The following is a 17,482-nucleotide window of genomic DNA, read 5'->3' on the forward strand; positions in this document are numbered from 1 at the left end:
GGGCCCGAACCTGAGGGCGCGTCCCGACTCAGTTGCCCAGGCGGACGGCGATCGGATTGCTGGCCGCCACGAGCACCGGCACCGGACCGTCGAGCGCGACGCGGGCGTAGGCGTGGTACAGCGACACTCCAACCAGCGCGGTGGGAAGGCCGGCGGGCACCGCGATGAACGCCTGGGATTGGCCCGCTCCGTTGAACGTCGCCACGGTTCCGCTGAAGGTCGGCGAGCCCGCCTGGACCGCGGTCAGGACGGTGTACGCATCGAGCGTCAGCGGCAGCGCGACCCCGTCGATGCTGATCGTCGAGAGCGAACTCGTGGCACTACCGAGCACCATCACAAGGTCCCCCGCGTTGGCCGGTTCGGAGTAGCTCCGGAGACTGACGGTCGCTCCCTGGCCGACAGGTACGTTGACCGGCGAGGCGTAGAGGCAATCCGTCCTCGTCCGATCGAAGATCACGGCCGAGCCATAGCGGTAGAGCGGATCGCTGTCTTCGGGTGCACCGACCACGATCAACTCGTCGGTGATCGCCACGTCGAACCCGAAGCTCTTGTCGTCGCTACCACCCTCAGGAGCGAAGATCTGCTTCGTCTCCGTCCAAATGGCCCCATTGCGCTCCCAGAAGGCGACACCGGCCGCATCACCCTGGCAGCACTGCTCCAGGTAGCCCACGACCAGTGCGTCGTCAGTCATTGCCACCGAGCTGCCGAAGGCGACCGTTGACGCGAGCGTTGCAGCAGCCGGCGCGATCGACTGCGCCAGCGACCAGGACGCCGCGGTGCGCGCATACAAGAACACGGTCCCCTCCTGCGCCCCGAACGTGTCGTCGCGCGGGCTTCCGGCGGCCAGGTAGGAGGGCGCCAGGTCGATCGCGGTACCGAATTGACCGTCTGTCTCGGGAACCGGCGCGACGATTCGTTGCTGCTCGATCCAAACACCCCCGACCTTGCCGAATTGGACCACCGAGCCGGCGGATCCCTTGCCATTGGCGGTGTCGAACGGTGCGCCAGCCACGATGACCACCCCGTCGGTCGCGACGGAGGTCCCGGCTTCGGCCTGGGACTGGACACTGGTTGGATAGATCGCTGCCTCGAAGGTCGCGAAGCCAAAACCCAGGTCCCGCCACACGTAGACGGCGCCCTGGCGGATGCCCAGGGTGCCGTTCGAGGGTGCACCGACCACCAACAGGCCCCCTTCGACGTCGACCGCGTAGCCGAACTCCTCCTTGTAGGTGGGGTTCGGAGGCGAGAGCGTCTGTGCGTGCGACCACGTCGAATCGTTCCGACGGAACACATGCGCGGCCCCCGACAGGGGGCCGGTCGCAGACTGCCGCACGGCGCCGACCAAGAGCACATCGCCGTCGACGGCCAGGGAGTAGCCGAACAGGTCGCTGTCTACCGGAGTGGGCTGGGTCAGGATCTGAGTGCGCTTCCAAGGGCTTTCAGGCCCCTCGCGGTTGTAGACGAAGACCGCCCCCGAGTCCGAGCTGGCGAAGTTGGTGTACGGATCGGAGACGAACAACCAGTCACCGTGGGTGGCGACGGCCCACCCGAGGCGCTCGGTCTGAGTCGAGTCCTGGGCCGAGACCTTCGCCACGGGGCACTGGGCGGAGGCGAGACTGCCGAGGACGAAGGTCAGGGCAACGGCGGCGGCCGAGCGTCGCGCGGCGAATCGTTGGTGAAGCATCTGCATTGGAGGTAGGCGGACGAGATTGCGGTTGATGACCGCGGGCTCAGGGCGGGATTCGAATAGAGCGCGCAGCCGCGCTCTAGCGGCACTTGCAGTCAATGGCCGGCAACGGACCGCCCGCGCGCCAAGGAATCGAACTGGCTGCGGTCCACATCAAGCGGCGCACGAGCCGCACCCGGCAGCGGGAACTCATGCAGCGCGGCAGGTCACCTAGGCCGCAACCTCGCCGCTCCCCACCAGGGAGGACACCAGGGACCAGACGAACTGGCGCACGGCTGCATTGAGCAGGAAGGTCACGACCACGACGGCGACGAACACCAATCGGATCACCACCGCTTCGACCAGGGCACCGACCACGTAGCCGATGATCGCGAGCACGGCCATCGTGACCATGATTGCCGTTCCCGTCTCGCCTTGGTCGGTGGCGGCGGCGCAGCCACCCATTCCACCGACCAGTGCGAAGAGGGTCCCGAGGGCGCTGCCCTCTTTCTGCTTGTCTGCCATCGCACGCTCCACTCCCGTCCTTCGATCGGATGAGCGCCCCGGACCGGAGTCGAGGTTGGACGGCCCGGCCCTCCTTCCAGTCGTCGTGCGCGACGTCGCGCACCGGTGCTCGCCGTCCCTTGCGAAGCGATCGCTCGACCGGACCACGCGCTGGGAATTGTCTTCGCACGGGCCCGCCCCAAGGCGTTGCCTGCGAGTCCGCTTCGATCAGCAGGATCCGGGCTGGCGATCAGCGAGCACCAGGCCGGTCAGACGCTCGGACGGCTCGAGCTCTCGATCCACGCGCCAGAAGCCCTTCGGGGCGAGCTGGCGCACGAAGCGGCGGCGGGCGAGGTCCGGCGCCGCGTGCGCGCAGTCGCGCAGGATCCAGGCCAGGTCCCCGTCGTCGAGGCCGAACAGCTCCGCCACCGCGCGGTCGAGCCGCGCGCGCAGTCGGCGCCGTGCGGCGTCGGTCACTACCGGCTCCGCCTCGGCCCGAGCGACCCAATCGGGCGCGAGGGGACGCGCGGCCTGCGCCACCGCCCCCACCAAGCCCAGGCGCGCGGCGATCGTCGCCAGCTCGCCCGCGCGCGGCTCGATCTCGGACCAGGGCGGCAGCGAAACCTCTTCGAGCACGAAGCGCGAGAGGTTCACGCCGCCCAGACGCAGCCGCACCTGCCAATCCAGGACGAAGCTGTTGAACAGCGCGGCCAGGCACAGCACACGTCGGGGGTCGGGCTCGCGCGGCGCGAAGAGGAACAGCGAGTCGCCGGTGACCCATCCGCCGGTGACCGCGGCGATCAGGGTGCGCGCGTTGGTCGCGGGGGCGATGCGACGGTAGGCCAGCTTGAGTCCCGGCGCCTCCGCCCCGCGCGCGCGCAACTCGGACTCGAACACGAAGTGTTGCGGGACGGGCGGCGCGAGCAAGTTCGCGTGGCGCTCGAAGCGCGCGCGCTGGCCGGATCCACTGACGTAGCCCGCCGCGTTGGCGGCGTGCTGGCCGATCATCGCGCCTTGCAGCACCGGCAGGGCGCGCTCGCCGTCGGGCGCGGTCCAGGTGCCGTCCGCTCGCTGCACCATGCCCCGCGAGCGCAGATCTTGCGCCGAGCGGAACAGGCGCGCGTCCGCCGACATGTGGAGCTCGGTCGAGAAGACCAGGTCCCACCCCTGCGCGTCGGCCAGGGGCTGGCCCGTGGCCGCCAACTTCTCGAGCAGCTCCAGATCCCGCCGCGGACCCAGCTCCAAGAAGGCTGATGCGTGCGGGCTCGTGCGCTCGATCAACTCACGCGGATAGCGCTCCGCCGCCGAGGCCGCGCCCGACCAATCGTCGAGCGAGGCCTGGGCGAATGCGGCGCGCACCGCCCGGGTGCTTCCGCCCCGCGTGGCGATGGCGACGCAGAACTTGTAGCTCTTGTGGATCGGGAAGATCCCGTCGCGGTTGTCGAAGGCGTACAGCCACTCCCAACGGCAACGATCCAGGAGCAGCCGTCGCAGTGAGCGCGTGCCGCGATCGCAGTACAGCGCCCCGGGCACCACCATCCCCAAGCGTCCACCCTCGCGCAGCAGGGTGTAGCCCAACTCGAGGAACAGCTTGTAGCCGTTCAGGTCGCCGGTCCCGCGGTGCTGGAAGGGCCGCGCGGCGCGCTCGGCGGACTGGGAGCGCCCCGCCGCGCGACACCAGTGGGCGTAGGCCGCATCGCGGGCGCGCAGCTCGATCCAACGCGCCTCGAGCTGGGGATCCGCCGCGAAGAGCTCGCTCCGCCGCCCCCGTGCCTCGCGCGCGCCGAGCTCCAGGTAGTCCTCGTCGACCGCGCCGAAGAACTCCCGCGCGATGCCCTTGACCGTCTCCCAGGGCGGATTGCCGAGCACCGCGTCAAAGCCCCCTCGGGCGTGGACGTCGGGGAAGGCCAGGTCCCAGTGCAGCACGCGCAGGTCGGCGCAGACCTCGCGCGCCAGTGCGCGCGCGGCCGCGGGCGCAGTCGTGAAGTCCTCGGCCCGCGGCGCCAGCTCGAGCCGCTCCGCCGGCCAGAACCACAGGGCCACCCACAGGTCGCGCAGGTCGGGATCTTTGATCGGCACGACGCCACTCGGCCCGGGCCTCGGCGTCTGCGCCAAGCGCTCGGCAAGGGCCGCCGCGAAACGCCCGGGCAGGTGCGCGAGCCCCGTCGGATGGTCCTCGTCCCCGCCGCGCCGCTCGAAGGCCCGCCGCGGATAGCCGCCGTCGGAGGGGAAGGAGCCGACCAGCGCGTCGCCGCAAACCAGGCGCGCCTCGATCGCGGCGGCGGAGGGGATGCGCGCGCTCCCGTCGGCCGGGGGTCCATGGCCTGCTGCAGCGGTGCTGCCCTGCGTGCCTCCGGCCGCCGAAGACACATGGTTCGCGGAACCGAGCACGGCCTCTTCTCCAACGCCATCGAGAGACCCGACGTCGACATCACTCTGCGCGCCGACACCGGCGGCCGCCGCCAGGGCCACGCGGGCGGCAGCGACGGCGCCGCGATCACGGTCGACGCCGTACAGGGCGCGCGTCGCCAGGCGAGCGAGCTGTGGACGACGCACTTGGCGGTCCGTCGCCAGCGCTTCGCCGGCGAGGGTCTCGTCGCGGTGCCGCTCGACGCTCGCCTCGAGGGCGTCGGTCAGCACCTCGAGCGCCGCCACCAGGAATGCACCGCTGCCGCAGGACGGGTCGCAAACACGCAGCTCGAGCAGTTCAGCGGCAGGCCGCGGCGCTCCCTCACCGTCCGACAACAACGGCGCCAGGGTCCGCCGCGCCGTCGCCAACGCCAAGGCCGCCGGCGTGTAGAAGCTGCCGCTGCGCTTGCGCCCCGCACCGTGCTCGCGCACGACCGGGCCGTCGGCATCGCGCACCAAGCGCCAGGAGGACCACACCTCCGCCCTCCGCACGACCCGCTCGGCGTCCGCGCCGCCGAAGGCCAGACCCTCGGCGCGCCGCTCGCGAAGGCCCTCGGCGTCGACGCTCCCCCCGCGCGCGTGCCGGATCCAGTGCTCACGCTCCGCCTCCGCCCAGGCCTCGTCCTGGACGTCCCAACCGGCGGGGCGTTCGGGCGAGGTCTCACTCACCAGGCGACCGCTCCGAGTCCGAGCAAGACCACTGTCGCCAGCCCGCCGCGACTCCGGGCCCCTCGCCTTGATCTCGTGTTCCTGCAGAAGTGCGGTCCATGCTCATTACGACCCTGGCCTCGGTGTTCTCGACTGGACCTCGAACTCGCTGGCGTACCGACCCCGCGCCTCCGATCCAGACCCCTAACCTACTGCAACCTGAGGACTTGCGCCCCTACCTCAGATGTTCTGCGGATCTGACGTCCAAGCTGACCCCGATTTCACCCGTCGTTCTCGAGAGCCGGTCGAGGACCGGCTGACCTTGACAACCCTGACGCCCCAACCTGGAGTGCCCGCGATGCAACACAAGTCCTTCATGCCCGACTTTTCCAACGAAGATCTCCTGCCCCGAATGATCGAGAAGATCCATGAGATCGACCAGGAGGCTTTCGCGCTGCTCTGGGACAAGCTCGAAGCAGATCTGATGCGAATGGCCAACAGCAAGATCCGCCGCAACGGCGCGGGCAACGTGACCTACAGCGCGACGAGGTTGTTCCAGGATTCCTTGTTCGCCTTGCTCGGCGCCCACCTGCCGCTGGTCAAGAAGCTCGAACGCTGCGGGCTCACCATCGACCAGATCTTGCCCACCGACGGCGTCGAGGCCCAGGATCTCGACCGAGAGCAGTTCCTGGCCCTGCTCAGTGCACTCAGCGAGTTCATGCGTGATCTCCTGAAAGCTCGCGCAGACCAGCGCAAGAGGATCAAGCGCGGCGGCACGATTCATACCGAGCGGATCGAGTTCGCTCTCGATCGCCCCGTCGAGGCATCTCTGGAGGATCCGGAGGTGCTGAGTTCGATCCAGGAGGTGCTCGAGACCGTCGCCAAGCTGGCCGATCCGCGGCACATCGAGATCTTCCAGCTGCACTACTTCGCCGGCATGCCCCTTGCCGACCTGGCCACCCTGTATGAGCTCGACGAGAGGACGATCCGTCGCGACATCAAGGCCGTGAAGGATGCCCTACAGCAACAGTTGGAAGCCTGAGGCCTTCCACTTGCAACGCCCGAAGACCCTCCTCCTACCTCAGCCATGACACGCTCGAAACCCTGTCTCGTCGAGCGACTTCGTCGCCTGAAAGAGTCGCACCCCGACCTCACCCTCCCCGAGTGGAGAGTGCGGTCGAGGAATGCTTCCGATGGCGCGGGCGCCCTCCTGGCCGAGTTCGAAACCGCCGTAGCGAACAGCGAGACCCTGGGGGTCGAGCGTGAGCTCGGTCGGGTCATCGGGGCCGGGGCGCAGGGCGTTTGCGTCGAGATGGGGAGTGAGACCATCCTCAAGCTCTTCCTTCCCCGCGACTGGCTGCGGCCCGACCGGATTGACCGTGACTCGGAACGACGCGCCCACAAACGCCTTGCGGATTGCCGAGGCGTCGTCCGCTGTCGGGCGTCGGGCACGATCACCATCTCTTCGATTGCGACGACCTACCATGCGCTCGTCCTCGACCGAGTCGATGGGCAAGGTCTCGCCGAGGCAATCGTCGACGAGGCCCACGACCTTCAGACCCGGCTGCGCTGGTTTGAATCCATAGCGACGGCTGTCTTCGACCTCCACGACCGAGCCGGCTTCGTCCATCTGGACCTGAAGCCCGAGAACGTCTGCCTCGTGGACCGCGGGCTTCCCCGCGTTTTGGACTTAGGGCTCGCCCGGTCCAGCCACGTCGAGATTCGGGCGAAGGCCGCCGAGCCCCTGGGCTCGATCGGCTACGGCGCACCGGAGCAGTTCCCCATCAACGACGACTCGCCGTCGATCGACAAGGCCGCGGACCTGTTCGCCCTCGGGCAGCTGCTGGTCACCTTGGTTCGCCGGAAGGCCCTCTACCCGGGGCCGATGGACGCCCAGGCCTATGCCCGCTGGCTGCGCGAGGGCCTTGCCAGCGCGTTGGAGCGCTTGCCGCAAGAGTTCGTCGACTGCGGATCGACCGCCGAGCTCGCCATGGCGGCGCGGGCCAACCTCTCGATCGATCCGGCCGGTCGCCCCCACAACGCCGATGACCTCCGTCGCGCGGTAGAGCGCAGCCTCGACCCGCTCCTCGGACACACTTCCACAACCAGTAGCGGTCCGCGCGACCCGGACGCCGACGCGCAGCGCACCCGACTGGAGCTGGTGCGACTGGAGACCGAGCGGGCCGACCTCCTGCAGATCGTCACCGAGCAGGAGGCGTCGCGCATCGTGCTCGAGGACGTCTATGTCCAGCTCTCGTTGATCGAAACCGCCAGGGAGCACGACGCCCGCGCCAACGACCTCATCCAGGCCTTGCAGGAGTCCGGCGGCGCCGCCGCGCCCCTTGCGAAGATGACGCTGGACGAGGCCCTCGCGGACCACCGGCGCATCCTCGTGGTCGGGGGCGCGGGATCCGGGAAGACGACCCTCCTGCGTCGGCGGGCACGGGCCCTTCTGGATGGGGCCAGCAACCCATCCGCAACCCTCGAGCCGATCCTGGTGCGACTGCGCGACCTCGATCACGTGCCCCTTCCACCCGCCGATCAGCGCCCGGGACAGCCGGCCACATTGCTCCAGTGGATCGCCGCCTGGCACGCCGAGGAGCTGCGTCGGCGTCGTCTGACCGAGGACCACGCCCTGACGGCCGCCCACCTCGCCCAGCTCGTGGATCGCGACGCGGTGCTACTCTTGCTCGACGGTTTCGACGAGCTGTCGAGGGAACGTCAGACCGAGTTCGCGCAGCTCTTCGACGAATGGGCCCGGGACGGATTCGCCGGCTACCAGTCGGCGGGCGATTCGTCCACCGCGCCCAGCCGCAGCCCATCGGTCACAGCTTCGGAAGCGGGCGCGCGGGTGGTCCTCTCGTCGCGGCCGAACTCGCTGCCGACCAGCAACGACGACGAGCGCTCCTTCGAGGGCTTTGTGCGCGCCGAGGTCCAGGACCTCGACGGCGAGCTTCGCCAGAAGCTCGCGCGGCGCCTCTTCGCGCACATTGGCGGGTCCGCGGGGAAGGGCGGCGGCGCCTTCATCGAGCGCCTCGCCGACGACGGCCCGCCCGAGTTCTCCGAGCTGCGGTCGCTGGCAAGCACGCCGGTCATGCTGACCTTGCTCGTGCTGGTCCACCTCGCGCGTGGCGCAGACCTGCCCTCGCGCCGGGTGCTGCTGTATCACGAGGCGGTGGATGAGTTGATCCGTCGCTTCCTGCGCCGCCGAGACCCTGCGCTGGCCGGCTGGAACGGAGCCATGGTGCGCTCGTGCCTGACCCGCATCGCCTGGCGCACCCAATGCCAAGAGGACGAGAAGGCAAGTGCCTGGAATGCCACTCGCAACGTCGAGGCCTGGATCGCCGAGTGGCTCGAAGAGGTGCGCGGTCTCGCACCCGTCGCCGCGCGGGCGGCGGCACCGGATCTGCTGGAGCTGTTCCACGAGCGCTCGGGCCTGCTGGTGGAGCCGGAGAATCCGACCCAACGCTTCGTCCACCGTTCGATCGGCGAGTTCCTGGCCGCGACGGCCCTGGCCGAGCGGGAACGGGACGAGGTGGAGCAGACGCTCGAGGAGCACCTGGCCGACCCACATTGGGAGAACACCCTGCAGATGGCCGCGGCCCTGCTCGCCGATCCAAGTCTTGGCGCACGCGGCAACGCACGCCGCCTGGGCCAGATCCTGGATCGTGCGGTCTTTGGTGCGGTTTCTGGTCCGGGTGCGGAACAAGGCCCCACCCCGTCGCCCGCGCCCGCAGACCTGAACCGAGTCCGCGGCCTCGCGCCGATCCTGTCCGAGTTGCGCGTTTTGGAGCTCGGTCCGGGCCTTCTCGAAAGCCTACGGGCGCGGCGCAACGGGCACCTCTGCGCCTGGGCCGAGGACCCGCGCTTCGCGATTGCCGACCGTGTGGCCGCGGGCGACGCGCTTGGCCTCCTGGGCCCACCCACGGACGCGGAGGAGCCCGGCGGCGATCTTCGGCTGCGCGGGGAACGACGCTGGGTCGCGGTCGGCGGCGAGCCGAAGCTCGAGATCCAGCGTTGGCCCGTCCTCGTGGGCGAGTACGCGCGCTTCCTCGCGGCCTGTGGACCGCGGTCGCCCCAAGGAAGCCATGCCCTTCGCTCGGCGGCGAGGGCGGCCGAGGGCTGGCCCTTCGATGACGAGGCTGATCGCAAGTTGGCGCTCGAGGGCCTCCGCAAGCTGGCTCGTGAGGGCAAGGTCGACGAGCCGGGGAACTGGAGCCGTCAACTTCGTGGACCGTCGAACCTCCCGGTGGCCGAAGTGAACTGGATCGAGGCCGTGGCCTACTGCGCTTGGCTGGGCAGTCTGGAACGCGAGGCCGGCTGGGTCGTCATGCTTCCGACCGAGAAGCTATGGGAGCGCGCGGCGCGCGCGGGTCGACCGGCCCCTTCGGAGGCGGACCAGGACTACCCCTGGAGGAGCGATTTCAATTCGGAACGAGCAAACACCAAAGAGGGCGGGCTCGAACGCACGACACCGGTCGGAGTGTTCGTCGGCGGGCACACGGCCGACGGGGCGTGGGACATGGCCGGCAACGTCTGGGAATGGACGCTGACTCAGTTCGACGAGCGCTATGGCTCCGTGAACCGCGTGATGCGTGGCGGCTCGTTCGCGAACCCCGCCGGGCACGCCCGGTGCGGCTCCCGCGTCATCGGGCTCCGCTCCGTGCGCCCCCGCTACTTCGGCTTTCGCGCCGCCAGGACCATCACGCCCTGACCCCTTCACCTCTTCGCCCCTGGCCGTGGGCGAGGAGGGCGTGCGAAGCCGCCCGACGAGCGGGCAGCGATGGACGGATCCGCCTTGCGCGGCGAGAATTTCGAAGAAATGGCTGGAGGTGGCGCCGGGGGTGGGCTCGGGAGGAGCCCATGCGGGTCAAGCTCTTCACCTTTCGCTACTCGTCGACCCTGGGCGGGTTCGACGATCGGCCCTTGCAGGCCTTTCTGCGCGACCGCGAGGTGATCGCCTGTCGCGAGCACTACTTCCAGGTCAACGACGTCCCGCACCTGGCCTGCGTCTTGATCTGGCAGGAGGCGGTCGTCACTGAAGACAACGATCGTCCGCGCGACGACCGCCCGCGCGAGCGGGCCCGCGGCGCCAAGAGCCAAGCTCGCGAGGATCCGACCGCGCGCCTGGACGAGGCGGGCCGGCGCGTGTTCGCCACGCTGCGCGAGTGGAGGCGGGATCGTGCGCGCGAGGAGGGCGTGCCGCCCTACGTCGTCTTCACCAACCGCGAGCTGGTCGCCATCGTCGAGACTCGGCCGGACAGCTTGACGGCCCTCGGCCAGGTGTCGGGGGTCGGCGCCGGCAAGGTCGAGCGCTACGGCAGGGCGTTGCTCGAGAACCTCGCCGACTGTACGGCCGAGAGCTCCAGGCACCCGACCGCCCAGGAGCCCACCCCGTGACGTCCCAGCCGGCCGATCGGCCGCGCCCGCGCGACGCCGGCCCCGAGCTTCTGGCCCTGGCCCGCTGGGAGGCCTTCTGTGAGTGGTTCCTGCCGCACACGGCCCGCTGGCCGAGGTCTTGCCGCTTCACCCTCGTACGGCGCCTGCAGGATCACGCCCTGGACGTGGCGGAGTGGCTCGTCGTCGCCCGGTACGAGCCGGCACAGCGGGCCGAGTTGCTGCGCCGGGCCAACCTGCACCTGGAGCGCATGCGCCACCTCCTGCGCCTGGCCCGCTCCCTCGGCCATGGCTCCAGTCGCGCCGCCGAGCGCGCCCACGGCGAGATCGACGAGGTCGGTCGGATGCTGTTCGGCTGGCGCCGCTCGCTCGGCGAACCACACCGGGTCCCCGCGGACCGTCGCGCTGCGGAGCTTCCGCGATGACCAGGACACGCGGGGGCCATTGGGACTCCATCGTGTCGTTCGAGAACCTCCTACGCGCCACTCTGAGGGCGGCACGGGGCAAGCGACGCCAGCGCGTGGTGGCCGAGTTCCTAGCGGAGCGTGAGCGGCGTGCTCTCGCCCTGCGGGCCGATCTCCGCGCCGGCACTTGGCGCCCCGGGGAGCCGAAGACCTTCTTGATCGAGGACCCCAAGCGGCGGCTGATCTCGGCCGCGCCGTTCACCGACCGGGTGGTCCACCACGCCTTGATCGACGTGCTCGAGCCGACACTCGAACGCCGGATGGTCCGGCACAGCTTCGCCTGCCGGCGCGGCCTCGGCGTGCACGCGGCGCTCGATCACGCCCAGGGCCTGATCCGGCGCCACCCGTGGTTCCTGAAGCTCGACGTGGCCCAGTGCTTCGGCTCCATGCGGCACGACGTCGTCATGGGTACCCTCGGTCGGGTCCTACGTGGTCGTCGCACCTTGGAACTTTGCGAGCGGATCGTGGCCGGGCCGCCCTCGACGGCGGGGAGCGGGAGAGGGCTGCCTATCGGCAACCTGACCAGCCAGTGGTTCGCGAACCTCACCCTCGACCGGCTCGACCACTACGTCCTGGAGTCGATCCGAGTCCACGGCTACGCGCGGTACATGGACGACTTCGTCGTCGTCGGCCCCACCAAGGCGAGCCTCGTGACTGCCCACGCCCGCATCGCCGGCTTCCTGGCCGAGCAGCTCCACCTCGAGCTGAAGCAGCGCGCGACGATCCTCGCACCCAGCAGCGAAGGCCTGCCTTTCCTGGGTTGGCGCCTGTACCCGGGCCTGCGCCGCCTGCGCCCGCAGAACCTGCGCCGGTCCCTCGCGCGCCTGCGCCGCCGGCGCTGGGAACTGGCGACCGGGCAGATCTCGGAGCGTGGGTACATCGACGGCGTACGGGCGCTGTGCTCCCACCTCGGCCACGGTTCGACCCTGACCCTGCGCCGGTCGATCTTCGATCGCCACAGCGGGGTGCCAGTCGCCCGGGCCGAGGGGCGTCCGCCCTGAGCGGGCGGAGCGAGGGGGCGCGGGCCCGAAGGCTCCGAGAACCGCGTGATGCGTGGCGGCTCGTTCGCGAACACCGCCAGGAACGCCCGGTGCGGCTACCGCAACAACGGGCACCGCTCCGAGCGCAACCGCAACATCGGCTTTCGCGCCGCCCAAGACGTCACCCGGCCCGCCCGCGCGGGACGCGTTCGGCTTTGCCGGGCGGTCCCCTGTGCCGTGCAGCGTGATGTCCAGGCCCGGCTCCCGTGCGGCGCCGCCGCGGCGACTGCGTCGCGGCGGCCCCGCCGAAGCGACTCGGCCGGTCGTGAGTGGTAGGCGCAAGCCCAAGCTCGCGACCGGCCCCTGCCATGCCCATGCGGCGCCTCGGGGGCGCGCCGCGCTGCCCCCGCGTGCTCGGCGGCCAGGTCGTCGGGCCGGCTTCGCGCGGCGCCTCCTCCCGACCGCCTGCGCGCGCTGCCGGCCGGGGGGACCGAGGGGGCGCGATCGCCAGTCGCGGGGGGGCGAAACCGCGGGCGGGCCAGTCGTGAAGGGGTGAAGTTGTCAGGCCGTGATGTCCTGGGCGGCGCGAAAGCCGAAGTAGCGGAAGCGCACGGAGCGGGGCCCGCGGAAGCGGTAGCCGCACCGGGCGTACCCGGCGGTGTTCGCGAACGAGCCGCCACGCATCACGCGGTACCCGGAGCCGTCATCGACGAACGGGCGGCCCTCACGATGGGCGACCTGCGAGTCGCTGTAGTTCGACGACCACGAATCCTCGACCCACTCGAACACGTTGCCGTGCACGTCGTGGAGACCGAAGGCATTGGCCGGAAGCTGTCCCACCGCCTGGGTTCGTCCGCCCGAGTTGGCGTCGTACCAACCGACTCGAGCAAGGTCCGGCTCGTCGGAACCCGACCAGTAGGACGTCGTCGTCCCCGCGCGGCAGGCGTACTCCCACTCGGCTTCGGTGGGCAGGCGCAGGCCGGCCCAGGCGCAGTATTCCTGGGCGTCGTCCCAGCTCACACCGACCACCGGCTGCTGGGGACTATTGAACTCCCGGTCACCCCATGAATCGGGCTCGCGATGGCCGGTGGCCTCGAGGAACAGGGCGTAGTCCGCGTTCGTGACCGGGAAACGGCCCAGGAGGAAGGGGCTGACGTTGACCGGGTGGTTGGGCTGCTCGTCCCCGTGCCCGTCGGGATCCCCCATGGTGAAGGTCCCCCCGGGAATCGGGACCAGCTCGTAGCCGCCCTGCAGAGCGGGCCGTGTTGACCGGTGGGTCGCATCCGAAGTTGGACGGTCGCTCGTCAGCCGAGCGATCTCGGCCAAGGGGTGCTCCGCAAGACGCGCGAGCAGCCGCGCGTCCAGGCGATCGCGATGGTGGGCCCGCATCAACTGCAGGGCCGAGAGCTGGCGCAGCCACAAATCCTCGTCGGCGCCCGCGGCCCGCTCCAACAGGCCCAAGAGCGGTTCCGCCGGACAGCCGCCGCGGTCGGCGATGGCGAGATCGAGCCATTGCCGCCTGGCGTCGCGAACCGTACGGCGCTGGTCGGCGGTCGACCGTGTCACACCGGTTGGAACCAAAGGCGACTCAACGATCGCCCCAAACAAGCGCTCGAAGAGGTCGTCGGTCTGGCAGGTCTCGGCCCAGGGGCGCGCGAGCGGACTTGCGAAGCACAGCAGCACCTCCTGCCACCAGGGATCCCCCGCCCGCCCGGCGAGCGGGGCCAGAGTGCCACGCTCCGGCACCGCGAAACTTCTTTGCTCGACGAACTCGACTCGCAGGTCGAAGCTCGTGAGGTACTCCTGAAACGCCAGGTGCGCGAAACCGATGCGGTCCTGGGACCAACCGACGAGTAGCCCGCTCTCGTCCACGACCCTGTCCAGGAACGCGCCGAGCGTCGCCCTCGGGTCGGGACCCGCCGTGCCGTCGGGCAGCACCAGTGCGCCGGACTCGAGGGCCTCGATCAACTCGGCGCGCGAGATGCGATCGCGCCCCTGGGCGGAGTGCATCCAGTGCGCGATGCGAGCCAGGATCCTGCGCGCGACCCCGGGCTCGAAGCCGACCTCGAGACCCTTGGCGCCCTGCCACTCGTGCAGCAGGGCCTCGACGCAGGCGCCGTACAGCTCGGCCCGCCGATTGGGCAGGTCCTGCTCGAGGGTGTGCACGACGCACAGAGCCGCCAGGAGCAGCGGCGTGCGGGTGAGCTCCGCGATGCGCGCCGAGCGATCGCTGGCCGTTGGGCCCACCGTCGCTACGAGATCATCGGCCTCGCCCGCGAAGGTGTCCTCCGGCAAGCCGCGATCGAGGGCCGCGACCCGATACCAGTTACGCACGAAGCGCTCGCGTCGCTCGTCGGAGAGGGGAGTGAGCGAGGCGACGAAGAACTGGGTCTCGAGCTGGCTCTCGCGGCGCAGCTCGTCGGTGAACCCGGCCACGCGGCAGGTGGCGACGAAGCGGCAGGTCGCGTTGTCCTCCGCCAGGCCGGTGATCCAGCGTCCGACCGCCTGACGCTGGACTGGATCCCGGACTTCGTCCAGGCCGTCCAAGAGCACCAGCAGGTTCCCCCGGCGGGCCAGCTCCGCACCGAGGCCCGCAGGCATCTGGGGGAATCGGTCGGCCGGCAACTCGGTTGCGAAAGTGACTTCGAGCAGGTCGCTCAAGCCCTGGGTCGTGTGGGCACAGTCCTTGAGGGGCACGAACACCGGCAGCACGTCGGAGGGCAGGCCCAGGTCGGTTGGATCGTTGTCCCCCAGCAGCCAGAGCAGGAGGTGCAACAGGTGGGTGGTCTTGCCCATCCCCGGGTCGCCGAGCAGTAGTGCGCCACGACGCCCGCCGCGCTCAGCAGCCCTGCGGAACAGAGTCACCAGGTCAAAAGCCTCGCCGCCCTCGACGGCGCTCGTTGCGAGCTTGCGGCCCATCGCCGCGCCGCGCACCCCGCGCTCGACGAGTGCTTCGACATCAGGCCTCGCCGTCAGGGGCACGTAGAAGTCCTCGAGGGCGGGCCGCACGGTCAGCTCGTTCGCTCGGGGAATGCCCAAGAGGCGCAGTTGCGCGTACTTCGCCTGGGCGGACCTGCGGTAGCCCCGGATCGAATCGGTTTCGCTCGGTGCCAGACGTCCCTGGACCTGGTGTTGTTCGGTCCGAGACAAAGTCCGGAACAACTCGCGAGCATGCTTCACATCGTCGAGCATGTCGCGAGCAGTCGGGTAGCGCCCGCCGGAATCAAGGCTCGCGGCGCGTCTCACGATCGACTCGAATGAGTCGACCAATGCGGTCGTGACATTGGGGAAGGCACGTCGGCACTCCGCACCGAACTCGCCGAGCCGCTGCGCATGCGAACCCTGCAGCCACTCGAAGTACCGGTCATCGCCTCCCGGCCAGAAGGAGCGACGCGTCAGGATCCAGTAGGCGATTGCACCGAGGCTGAACACGTCCATACGCGGGTCGACGATCGCCCCGTCGATCTCCTGCTCGGGTGCGGAAAATCCCGCACTGCGGTGGAGCTTCTCTTCTCCTGTCCCAGCCGAGAGGGCCGACCCGAGATCGAACAGCTTCCAATCCCCCGCGTAGTTCTGTCCGATGTTCGCCGGCTTGAGGTCGAGATGGCACAACTGGTCCGGGGAACGGTGGAGGCCTTGGACTGCTTCGACCACCTCAACCAGCGCGGTGAGTCGCTGCTCGAGGCTCCACCCTTCCTCATCGAGGCGATCGGCGAGCTTCGCACGTAGACGTTCGACCAGCAGCGCGAAGTACTCCTTGCCTCGCACGACGAGATTGAGCGAGGTCTTGACCTCGGCCACTCCAGCCGCGACTCGACCTTCGTGCGCCTCGGCAATCGAGATCTCGCGGGGCAAAGAGCGCAGGGGTTCGATCAGCTTCAAAACCCAGGCGGGATGGACGCCGATGACGGTGCCTTGCCCGCCGCGACCCAACACCTGTCGGAGGCGGTACGTGCCATTACTCGGGGCCATCGCCTGGCCGTTGGCCGCCACCGACCGCAGGGCCGCGTCGAGTGCTTCGATCGATGCGCGGCCCCGCTGCGGATCCCAAGCGGGTCGGTGGGCGGACTCCATGCGGTCGAACCACTGGGCCGGATCGATCCGACTCGGCTTGGTATCGCCGGCCACCAAATGCTCGAGCACGAGGTCGGGCTGGTGCTTGTGAATCCAGCCGAGCACGTCGAGGAGCCCGGGCGCGCTCAGCGCGCGCCCGGGCTCCTCGGCGTCACCTTCTTGGTCCGTCCCCTTCGTCATCCGCTGCTACCGATTGGCCGCCCCTGGGGCTGCTCGGCGGGATCTTAGCCGGTCGGGACCCAAGAGACCCGTACCACGGCCCACCTCAGCCGGCCAGAAGCGGGCGCAGGTCGAAGACCGGGCCGGCCTGGCCGGTCGCGGCCTGAAGGCTGGCTGTGTCCGGCCGCCAGTAGGTCCGCAGCACGGTCCGCCGCCCCGCGATCGGGGGACGCGCGTGCAGACCTCGGTCGTTGCGAAAGACCATGTAGCTCCCCTCGCCCACGACCAGCCACTGCAGCGCCTCGTCGACGGCCCGACGGAAGCCGGCGAAGGCCCGGGCCGCCGCGGCACCGAGCGGGCGGGTGTTGTACGTGGGGCATTGCACACACAGCTCACCCGCGGCGTTCTCGAAGACCAGGGGCAGCGGGGCCGACCAGGAACCGCCGTCGAGGTCGAAGCTGTGGGGCTTGCGGACCGCGAAGTCCGGCGTCATCAGGATGGCCCGGTCGGGGCGGTCGAGACGGTCGAGGATGGCCTCGATCGGGGCATAGCCGGTCGGCACACGAGTCTCGTTCTCGACCCCGAAGAGGGCGATCGAGCGCACTCGAAGGTGAGGGGGCAGGATCGCGTCGTCACTGTGGGCGGCGAAGGGGCCCGGGCTGGCACCGCTGTTGGCGACGACGCCGGGCGTTGGACTCAGGCCGGGCACGAGGACGCCATCGTTCTGCTGCAGGTACTGGAAGGGGCTCCCCAGGGGCGAGCCCAACGCCAGTGCCAGCACTCGCTGGGCGTCGGGCGACAGCCGCGAGCCGGTCGGGGCGAGGCCCTCGATCGCCACGGCGCAGGGGCCGAAGGGTTGCGAATGCGCCTCGACCGCCGCCACGGCGGCCGGCAGGTGCGCGCTCAGGATCGGTCGAGCCTGCCGCGCGAGTCGCCACAGGATCGGTGTCTCGTTGGGGCTTCCGTTGGCGCGGTGAAGATCGTCGATCTCGGTCAGTGCCGCGAGGGCGCGGTCGGGATCGACGGAAATGCGCGCGATGGTGGTGGCCACGTCGCGCCCGATGGTGTTGTCGATGGTCTGCATGGTCTGAGCCTCCTTGCGGCTCGGCGGTTGTTGCACGTGTCGGAGGCCCTTGGCCCCCTCAACAGCAACCGGGTCAAAATCGACCCGCGGCGGACGG

The 17,482-nt window shown here is 70.0% G+C and carries 10 protein-coding genes; 5 read left to right on the forward strand and 5 right to left on the reverse strand.

Annotated features, from left to right (window positions below; translation table 11 throughout):
- Positions 1-28 precede the first annotated feature (28 nt).
- From Pla133_RS22525 to Pla133_RS22535, 3 genes are all read right to left on the reverse strand, one after another.
- Positions 29-1,684 carry a hypothetical protein gene (locus Pla133_RS22525; protein ID WP_419191858.1) on the reverse strand — a complete coding sequence of 552 codons (1,656 nt, stop codon included), beginning with the start codon at positions 1,682-1,684 and terminating at the stop codon, positions 29-31.
- A 213-nt stretch (positions 1,685-1,897) separates the two neighbouring features.
- Positions 1,898-2,191, reverse strand: a complete 294-nt coding sequence (locus Pla133_RS22530; RefSeq protein WP_145069499.1) for a hypothetical protein — start codon at positions 2,189-2,191, stop codon at positions 1,898-1,900.
- A 207-nt stretch (positions 2,192-2,398) separates the two neighbouring features.
- The gene (locus Pla133_RS22535; RefSeq protein ID WP_145069501.1) at positions 2,399-5,248 is read right to left on the reverse strand and encodes an Eco57I restriction-modification methylase domain-containing protein; all 2,850 of its coding nucleotides are present in this window, start codon (positions 5,246-5,248) and stop codon (positions 2,399-2,401) included.
- Between the two features lie 337 nt (positions 5,249-5,585).
- Here Pla133_RS22535 and Pla133_RS22540 point away from each other — a divergent pair, with 337 nt between their 5' ends.
- The 5 genes from Pla133_RS22540 to Pla133_RS22560 all read left to right on the forward strand — a co-directional run bounded on the left by Pla133_RS22540 (position 5,586) and on the right by Pla133_RS22560 (position 12,089).
- Complete coding sequence (locus tag Pla133_RS22540; protein ID WP_419191859.1) at positions 5,586-6,269, forward strand: ECF-type sigma factor; 684 nt, start codon at positions 5,586-5,588, stop codon at positions 6,267-6,269.
- A gap of 270 nt (positions 6,270-6,539) precedes the next feature.
- Entirely contained in the window at positions 6,540-9,941 is a 3,402-nt protein-coding gene (locus tag Pla133_RS22545; RefSeq protein WP_419192460.1) for an SUMF1/EgtB/PvdO family nonheme iron enzyme, read from the forward strand.
- A 149-nt stretch (positions 9,942-10,090) separates the two neighbouring features.
- Entirely contained in the window at positions 10,091-10,627 is a 537-nt protein-coding gene (locus tag Pla133_RS22550; RefSeq protein WP_145069508.1) for an HRDC domain-containing protein, read from the forward strand.
- Entirely contained in the window at positions 10,624-11,049 is a 426-nt protein-coding gene (locus tag Pla133_RS22555; protein WP_145069511.1) for a four helix bundle protein, read from the forward strand. The genes Pla133_RS22550 and Pla133_RS22555 overlap by 4 nt, the downstream gene beginning before the upstream one ends.
- Positions 11,046-12,089, forward strand: coding sequence for a reverse transcriptase/maturase family protein (locus Pla133_RS22560; protein ID WP_145069513.1), 1,044 nt, complete (start codon positions 11,046-11,048; stop codon positions 12,087-12,089). Before Pla133_RS22555 ends, Pla133_RS22560 begins: the two co-directional genes overlap by 4 nt.
- Positions 12,090-12,629: 540 nt before the next feature.
- Here Pla133_RS22560 and Pla133_RS22565 read toward each other — a convergent pair.
- Positions 12,630-16,322: an SUMF1/EgtB/PvdO family nonheme iron enzyme gene (locus tag Pla133_RS22565; protein ID WP_145069515.1), complete on the reverse strand. Its 3,693-nt coding sequence runs from the start codon at positions 16,320-16,322 to the stop codon at positions 12,630-12,632.
- Positions 16,323-16,407: 85 nt separating this feature from the next.
- A complete protein-coding gene (locus Pla133_RS22570) occupies positions 16,408-17,385 on the reverse strand; it encodes a hypothetical protein (protein WP_145069517.1) in 978 nt (325 codons plus the stop codon).
- Between the last annotated feature and the right edge of the window lie 97 nt (positions 17,386-17,482).

Origin of the sequence: Engelhardtia mirabilis, from assembly GCF_007748095.1 — a bacterium.
Taxonomy (GTDB): domain Bacteria; phylum Planctomycetota; class UBA1135; order UBA1135.

Coding starts and splice junctions, on each gene's coding strand:
- Pla133_RS22525 (WP_419191858.1), bottom strand. CDS start 1,684: ATGCTTCACCAACGATTCGCCGCGCGACGCTCGGCCGCCGCCGTTGCC.
- Pla133_RS22530 (WP_145069499.1), bottom strand. CDS start 2,191: ATGGCAGACAAGCAGAAAGAGGGCAGCGCCCTCGGGACCCTCTTCGCA.
- Pla133_RS22540 (WP_419191859.1), top strand. CDS start 5,586: ATGCAACACAAGTCCTTCATGCCCGACTTTTCCAACGAAGATCTCCTG.
- Pla133_RS22545 (WP_419192460.1), top strand. CDS start 6,540: ATGGGGAGTGAGACCATCCTCAAGCTCTTCCTTCCCCGCGACTGGCTG.
- Pla133_RS22550 (WP_145069508.1), top strand. CDS start 10,091: ATGCGGGTCAAGCTCTTCACCTTTCGCTACTCGTCGACCCTGGGCGGG.
- Pla133_RS22560 (WP_145069513.1), top strand. CDS start 11,046: ATGACCAGGACACGCGGGGGCCATTGGGACTCCATCGTGTCGTTCGAG.
- Pla133_RS22565 (WP_145069515.1), bottom strand. CDS start 16,322: ATGACGAAGGGGACGGACCAAGAAGGTGACGCCGAGGAGCCCGGGCGC.
- Pla133_RS22570 (WP_145069517.1), bottom strand. CDS start 17,385: ATGCAGACCATCGACAACACCATCGGGCGCGACGTGGCCACCACCATC.